Source organism: Oscillibacter sp. GMB15532 (assembly GCF_041020825.1).
In the GTDB taxonomy this organism is placed as follows: domain Bacteria; phylum Bacillota; class Clostridia; order Oscillospirales; family Oscillospiraceae; genus Oscillibacter.
The window spans coordinates 522,065-528,882 of record NZ_JBEVTO010000001.1 but is presented as its reverse complement, the minus strand read 5'-3'; the positions used below and the strand labels follow the sequence as shown (position 1 = coordinate 528,882).

Sequence of the window (6,818 nt, the reverse complement as noted above, 5' to 3'; positions counted from 1 at the left end):
AAACTCTGATTTTTTTAAGTCAGAGTTTTGCACATTCCTCCTTAGCTCAGTTGGTAGAGCACGCGGCTGTTAACCGCGTTGTCGTTGGTTCGAGTCCAACAGGGGGAGCCAAAAGAGTGTATTGCCGCCACATGGTGGCGGCAATAGTTCTCTTATCAGGTCGGGCCTTTAGCTCAGTTGGTTAGAGCAGTCGGCTCATAACCGATCGGTCCCGGGTTCGAGTCCCCGAAGGCCCACCAATTATGGTCATCGCCTGTTGGGGATCTACAAGCGAAATAGGGGTATAGCTCAGTTGGTAGAGCAGCGGTCTCCAAAACCGCGTGCCGAGGGTTCAAGTCCTTCTGCCCCTGCCATAAAAGTCTTTACAACAATGGTTGTATGTGATATAGTTTACAAGTTGTTATGCCATCATTATATGGCCCGGTAGTTCAGTTGGTTAGAACGCTAGCCTGTCACGCTAGAGGTCGACGGTTCGAGCCCGTTCCGGGTCGCCATAAAATGCTGCTATAGCTCAGCTGGTAGAGCGCATCCTTGGTAAGGATGAGGTCCCCGGTCCGAATCCGGGTAGCAGCTCCAAAGCAATCCTTAGAGCCACAATGGTTCTAAGGATTTTTTATTTTTTGTAAGCTTTTTATTGTTCTGAAAAACCAACACAAAAACCAACACGGGGTGCAAAAATTAGCCGGACAGGATAATTCCTGCCCGGTATTTTTATATCTTTTCGATGGCATCCCGAAATATTTGGCTGGCCCGCTTTATGCTGTCCTGGTCGGCGTGAGTGTACATCCGTAGCGTGACGGCCTTGTCACTGTGTCCTAGCTTTTCCGATACGCTGGCGATGTCAGCGCCGTTCGTGATCGCAACGCTGGCGAAGCTGTGGCGGAGCTTGTGAGGGTGAAGGCCGGGAATACCATACCGCTCTGAAAACTTCTTCAGGTAGCGCGTGGGGCTCTGTGGATGCATTGGTTCGGGACTCCCGTCCTGAGTGAAAACATAGGCACTGATTGCCCGGTCCGCCTGTTCACTACGCAGCGTTCGCAAGATGGACATTACAGCGGGATCAACGTCAACCACGCGGGGCTTTCCATTCTTTGGGGTGTCAAGGTAAATCCCCTTCTGTGGTGTATAGCAGAGATTCCCGGTGACGGTGATGGTGTTGATCTGAAAATCAACGTCTTTCCATTTAAGGCCACAACACTCACCGCGCCTAATACCTGTGTCCATCAGTAGCCGGATCAGCGCTTGCCACTTTAGAGGCTCTTGCTCCAGGCATTGCAGAATATGCCGCAGCTCATCAATACTGCAAGCCTCAACGGGGGCCTGCGTCTCGTCCTTTCGAGGCTTGGGACGCTCTACCTTGTCCATTGGATTGCGAGGGATAGCGTCAGCCATATAGGCCATTTTAAAAAGGCTGTGGAGGATTGTATAGCACTTGATAACTGTGGCGTGCGCTTTCTTCTCTGCTTGGATGGACAGCAGCAGGGCAGAAATATTGGCCGGTGTGATGTCCGGCATTTTGAGATCCCCTAGAGCCGGGTAAATACTCCGGTCAAGGTAGCCTTGAAAGTTAGAACGGGTGTTCTCGCTGATTGTAACGGCCTTGGCGGGCATGAACACGGTCTCCCCGTATTGGCGGAGGGTCAGCACCTTCGCGGCCTCCTGTGCCTCGCAAATAGCCTTGTTCTTCTGTTCCCGGCGGGATATCACTTCACCGGCGTTGCAGCGGCGCTCAAAGTCTGCGGCTACTGTGGTAAGCTCCCTGTCTATGGCCCGTTGGCTCCATCCCTCTGGGACATACCAACGAGAGGTCAAAGCGGACTTGTCACGGCCACGGCGCACAATGATTTCATAGAAAGCACGTCCGTCCTTAGTCTCCCTTTTTCTGGTTGATGGCACTTAATCACCTCCAAGCCCTGAGCTTCGGCCCGGGGCGTTGTTTTACGTCTCCTCAAAATTGAGGAGACCCCACCATGTGGGTTTGAAAATAGATACCGCCGAAAGTGGCGGTATCTCGTGGCTCAAAATTCAGCCGTGAAACCGAAACCTACTGAGCGCAATTTTGGGTTCAGTGAGATCAGCTCAAAATTGAGCTGTCCTGACCGCTGAAAAATTAGCGGTCAAATTATTTCTTCTGGTCAAGAGCGGATTAGGTAGGACTATCCAATTTTGGACTCTCCAGCTTTGGGGAGCCCTTTTATGCCAAGGGGAGGGGCATAGCCCCGAAAATTTGGGGTTACTGCTATAAAGTTATGAGTGGTTTTTTGCTGGTGAGGCGTTTATTCGGACTGCGCTGGGTCCTTCTCTTTTTGGTATTTAGGTATCTCCGTTAGTTCTTCTACACGCTCGACGGCCTTCCGCTGTCCGTCAAGATTAAGTTTGGCATAATTTTTATCGAGACGGCTGCGAAGTTCTTCCTTTGTAAGTTCGACTGGTTCTATCTCGTACATGAATTCCGTGTGCTCAACGCCGTCTTCATCAACCCAGTAATTGAGTGGTGGGGTGAGCATGGCCGCACTTGTTCCTAATGCGGACGCAATCCGTTGTAATGTTTTTTCCGTTGGATTCCCCCTATCCGACTCATAGCGGCGTATAGCAGAATCCGCCATTCCGCAAAGATCGCCAAGCTGTTTTTGAGTGAGCCCTTTTTTTATTCTTAACTTCCTGATATTAGAACCAGTTGACATTTAGAATCACCTCTTCGCCAAAAGTGTATCACAATGACATTCAAAAGTCCAGAACAAATATATTCTGTTTTGTGTATTGACAGTACATAAAAAATCTGATATAACTAGGGATAGAACATATAAGTTCGGAGGTGAGAACATGAAAATTGACCCCGCTAAGCTCGACTTGCTCCTTGCCCGCAAATGTAAAGCCCTCTCCGATTTACGAGAAGGTAGCTCTCCAGAAACACTAAAAAGAATTCGAAAAGGCGAAGAAGTAATGCCGAAGACTGTAGGACGCATTGCTCGTGTGCTTAACTGTGACCCAGCTGACATTATCGAGGAGGCGAATTAACATGGCAATCAACACGGCCCCATTTCAGAAGATCGGTGAAGCCTGTAAGACCACAGGCCTCTCCCAATACTTTCTGCGGAGGGGATGCAAAGAAGGAACGGTCCCCCATATCAATAGCGGTGGGGTGTACTACATCAATGTACCGGCGCTACTGCGCAAGCTGGGAGCGGAGGAGGCGGAGGCTTGACTGGCGATATGCTCTTAAAACACGCGAAATACTATGCAAAATCAATGGGCCTCCGGATATTTCCATGCTACCCAGCAGGAAAAATTCCGGCCACTGCACACGGTTGTCTGGATGCAACCACGGAGGAAAAACAGATTTCCGAATGGTGGACTGGGTCTTACCTGTATAATATCGGCATCGCCACTGGCAACGGCATTGTGGTACTGGATGTGGACATTGATCATGAGGCTGGTAAGCACGGAGATGAGACCCTTGCATACTTGGAAAAGCAATACGGACAGCTCCCCGACACATGGCAATGCCTGACTGGCGGCGGTGGTGTTCATTACTATTTTCAGTGCAACGACCCATCATTAACCGTGGCCGCTGGATTTGCTCCCGGTCTGGACTATCGTGGAGATGGCGGTTATGTCATAGCACCACCCAGTGTTCATCAAAACGGGCGCAAATATGAATGGGAAGTAGAGCATACCCCAAACAATACAGCGCTTGCACCGCTACCTGAATGGCTCCACAAATTAATGTTGAATGGAAAGCAAGATACTTCAAAAAAGGCATATGAGATTCCGAAAACGGTGACCAAGGGAAAGCGCAATGAGGAACTCTTTAAGATGGCATCCTCACTGCGGGCAAAGGGACTGTCTGTGGAAGAAATTACTGCTGCTGTGATGAAAGCCAACGAGACCCGCTGCAAGCCGCCGCTTTCCTCAAAAGAGGTTGAGACTATCTGTACCAGCGCCGGACGGTATGAGAGGGGAAATGCACAGCGGGCGGCCCCCGCTGATTCGGTCAGGCCGCCGGACTTCTCCGATGCCGGAAATGCAACAGTGTTTAGCCGTATTTACCGGAAGGACTTGATTTTCGTGGATGCTTTGGGGTGGCTCTGGTGGACAGGGAAGAAGTGGGAACGAGACGATCATAAGGCGATGGCTTGGGCGCTGGACCTGTCAGCGCGGATGCTAGGGGAGGCTGGAGGTGCAAACCGTGAAGCTCTTCTCCAACAGGCGGAGGCAAAGGCCCGCTATGCGGAGAGCGGAGAGATGGCAGACGGTGAGGCTGTAAAGACGGCAGATGCGGAAGTATCCAAGACCAAGGCGTATCTTGCCCACGCTAAAAATACCAGAAACGCCGTTCGCATCAAAAATATGCTGGAACTGTCTAAGCCGGCCCTTGTGCTGAAGGCGGATAAGCTGGACGCCAGTGCCTTTGATCTAAATACCCCTGCCGGAATTGTGAACCTTACCACAGGGCAACTCCGGCCCCATGATCGGGCGGCGTATTGCAGTCAAATGACTCAAGCGGAGCCGAATCGCAGGGGTGCGGACATATGGGGGACATTCCTAGACACCATTACATGCAGCGACGGAAGTGTTAGAGGCTTTCTGCAACTTGTTGCAGGAATGTCCCTGATCGGCTCCGTTTATCAAGAAGGAATTATTATAGCGTATGGTGGAGGACGGAACGGTAAGAGCACTATTTTTAATGCCATCGGCCAGACTCTGGGAGATTATACAGGTAGCATTGATATCAAGACCATCACCACAGACCGGGCAAACAAGGGGGCTTCCTTAGCAACGCTTCGCGGGAAACGGCTGGTTATTACAGGAGAGCTAGAAGAGCACCAGCGGCTTTCCGTGGCGACGCTCAAACAGCTTGCCAGTACTGACAAATTGGTTGTTGAGGAAAAATTTAAGCAGCCGGAGACGGTGACGCAGACCCACACGTTGATTCTATTTACAAACCATCTGCCCCGAGTTGGTTCTACTGATAGCGGAACATGGCGGCGGCTAATCGCAGTCCCGTTCAATGCAACTATCCCGGCGGGGTCTGGTGTGCAAAATTATGCCGACGTTCTTGTAGAAAAGGCGGGTGGGGCTATCCTTAACTGGGCTATTGAGGGAGCGGTGAACTTTGTTCGAAATGGTTTTAAGCTAGATATTCCGGAGGTTGTGGAAGAGGCGACGGATGCTTACCGAGAACGCGAAGATTGGCTTAACAACTTCATCAATGAACGGTGTGTGAGGGAATCCAATGCTCGCGTCGGTGCTGCAAACCTTTACCGTGAGTATCGTGAGTGGGCGCAGGATACTGGGGACTATGTGCGTCGCCTGAATGACTTTACAAGTGGTATGGAGACGGCAGGATTTCAAAATGTGCGCCCAAGAAATAAAAGTACGTGGATCGGGCTACGGCTTGACATTGAAACTAAATTTGGAAACCCTTACACCGCAAGCAGTTGAGTACTTAGGTTAGGGCTGGTTAGGGTAAAATACATAAATATCCCTATAAGAGGACTGTTTCTTATTTTTTAAATATATGTTTTTGTCCCTAACCAGCCCTAACACAGCTAATTTTTGAGATAAGAAAGGAGCTTAATAATGGAAAACAAAATCTGCCCGCTACTGTGTATCGCATCCATCCATTCTTGTGCGACTGGCCCTGCTAAATGCCTCGGTGAGAGGTGCGCATGGTGGATACAAAGCCGCAGCATGTGCGCCGTGAAGGGTATTGGAGCCCTACCCGATCTCGAAAAGGCGGTGAGGGGCACTTGAGCTACTACCGCACATGTCCCTATTGCGGGGCCAATTTAGATCCCGGCGAACGATGCGACTGTCTGAGCAAAGAAAAATCCGCCCCCGGAGTCACTACCTCCGAGAGCGGGAAGTGTGGTCACAACGAACCACATCAAACACACTGCTATCATGGCAGATTATGAAAGGAATGTCAATATGAATCTTTCTAACGGTGAGCGGGGACTGGTGGACATTTACAGCGACGCCAAGCGGGACAATGATACCAACATGCTTATTGCCATTCAAGCCTTTATAAACATTCTTCGTGAAAGGCAGGGAACACCTCCGAAGGATTCGGGTCTCAGTGGCTTTACCAAAGGAGAGTATAAGCGGGCTATCAAGGCATTGCGCCAGGCTCAGGTTTGGGCGCTGCGCGTGGGCAAGCCGGTTATGGCAGTGGAGTATGACTTATCTGCACAGTACATTCGGGAGCACTGTTTGCACAAAGTACCGGCAGCGGCGTAATGAAAGTCTGGTTAGGCTACCTCACCCAGCCCGACGAAATTCGTTCGCTTGGTTTGAGCTATTGAAAATAAGCGCGTCCGTTTTTCGGACGCGGATAGATCGCGCCTGGCGCATATTAAAAATCGAAAGGATAAAAAGCTATGTTATATATCAAGACCAGAAGAGGAACCCATATCCCCATCGAAGACGGTGGTGACGGAAACGTTTTTACTCAGTGCCCTGTCTGCGGAAAAGAGTTTCCTGTATTTCTCAGTGATTGCATTGTTGATGGATGTCTTGATGCCAATTTCACAGCGTGGTATTGCTCCGGGTGCAACGATAAGGCCAACCTTCTCGCAGGCCGCGTATGAAGATCACCCTTGCTTACTTACCGGCGGAGGAGCAGGAGGCCGTTGCTACCGCAGCGGCGTTCCAGCACCTGCACCCCGGAGCCAAAATACGAAAAAGTGACCGGAACCCCCCATTTAAGCATCTGTATCTGACCATTAAAAGCGCGGGAACAAATTGCGGCATAAAGAAAAACGCTTGACCCATCCCCCACATTGTGATACAATTGTTCTAGTAAAATATGGTAT

General features: G+C 50.4%; 6 protein-coding genes and 5 tRNA genes. 9 read left to right on the top strand and 2 right to left on the bottom strand.

Annotated features, from left to right (window positions below):
• Positions 1-35: 35 nt before the first annotated feature.
• The 5 genes from ABVS15_RS02525 to ABVS15_RS02505 all read left to right on the top strand — a co-directional run bounded on the left by ABVS15_RS02525 (position 36) and on the right by ABVS15_RS02505 (position 576).
• A tRNA-Asn gene (locus tag ABVS15_RS02525) sits at positions 36-111 on the top strand.
• Positions 112-162: 51 nt separating this feature from the next.
• A tRNA-Ile gene (locus ABVS15_RS02520) sits at positions 163-239 on the top strand.
• Positions 240-277: 38 nt separating this feature from the next.
• Positions 278-353 (top strand) — tRNA-Trp (locus ABVS15_RS02515).
• A 64-nt stretch (positions 354-417) separates the two neighbouring features.
• Positions 418-494, top strand: a tRNA-Asp gene (locus ABVS15_RS02510).
• Between the two features lie 6 nt (positions 495-500).
• Positions 501-576 (top strand) — tRNA-Thr (locus ABVS15_RS02505).
• Positions 577-711: 135 nt separating this feature from the next.
• Here the strand turns inward: ABVS15_RS02505 and ABVS15_RS02500 are convergent.
• Positions 712-1,896 carry a tyrosine-type recombinase/integrase gene (locus ABVS15_RS02500; protein ID WP_369282190.1) on the bottom strand — a complete coding sequence of 395 codons (1,185 nt, stop codon included), beginning with the start codon at positions 1,894-1,896 and terminating at the stop codon, positions 712-714.
• 380 nt (positions 1,897-2,276) lie between these two features.
• Positions 2,277-2,684 carry a helix-turn-helix domain-containing protein gene (locus ABVS15_RS02495; protein ID WP_369282189.1) on the bottom strand — a complete coding sequence of 136 codons (408 nt, stop codon included), beginning with the start codon at positions 2,682-2,684 and terminating at the stop codon, positions 2,277-2,279.
• A gap of 139 nt (positions 2,685-2,823) precedes the next feature.
• Here ABVS15_RS02495 and ABVS15_RS02490 point away from each other — a divergent pair, with 139 nt between their 5' ends.
• From ABVS15_RS02490 to ABVS15_RS02475, 4 genes are all read left to right on the top strand, one after another.
• On the top strand, positions 2,824-3,018 hold the full coding sequence (locus tag ABVS15_RS02490; protein ID WP_369282188.1) for a helix-turn-helix domain-containing protein: 195 nt from the start codon (positions 2,824-2,826) through the stop codon (positions 3,016-3,018).
• 1 nt (position 3,019) lies between these two features.
• A complete protein-coding gene (locus ABVS15_RS02485; RefSeq protein WP_369282187.1) occupies positions 3,020-3,205 on the top strand; it encodes a hypothetical protein in 186 nt (61 codons plus the stop codon).
• The gene (locus tag ABVS15_RS02480) at positions 3,202-5,445 is read left to right on the top strand and encodes a phage/plasmid primase, P4 family (protein WP_369282186.1); all 2,244 of its coding nucleotides are present in this window, start codon (positions 3,202-3,204) and stop codon (positions 5,443-5,445) included. The genes ABVS15_RS02485 and ABVS15_RS02480 overlap by 4 nt, the downstream gene beginning before the upstream one ends.
• A gap of 489 nt (positions 5,446-5,934) precedes the next feature.
• A complete protein-coding gene (locus ABVS15_RS02475; protein ID WP_369282185.1) occupies positions 5,935-6,243 on the top strand; it encodes a hypothetical protein in 309 nt (102 codons plus the stop codon).
• Positions 6,244-6,818 lie beyond the last annotated feature (575 nt).

Bases quoted from the DNA above. Each gene is read 5' to 3' on its own strand.
- ABVS15_RS02495 (WP_369282189.1), bottom strand. From the start codon at position 2,684: ATGTCAACTGGTTCTAATATCAGGAAGTTAAGAATAAAAAAAGGGCTC.
- ABVS15_RS02490 (WP_369282188.1), top strand. From the start codon at position 2,824: ATGAAAATTGACCCCGCTAAGCTCGACTTGCTCCTTGCCCGCAAATGT.
- ABVS15_RS02485 (WP_369282187.1), top strand. From the start codon at position 3,020: ATGGCAATCAACACGGCCCCATTTCAGAAGATCGGTGAAGCCTGTAAG.
- ABVS15_RS02475 (WP_369282185.1), top strand. From the start codon at position 5,935: ATGAATCTTTCTAACGGTGAGCGGGGACTGGTGGACATTTACAGCGAC.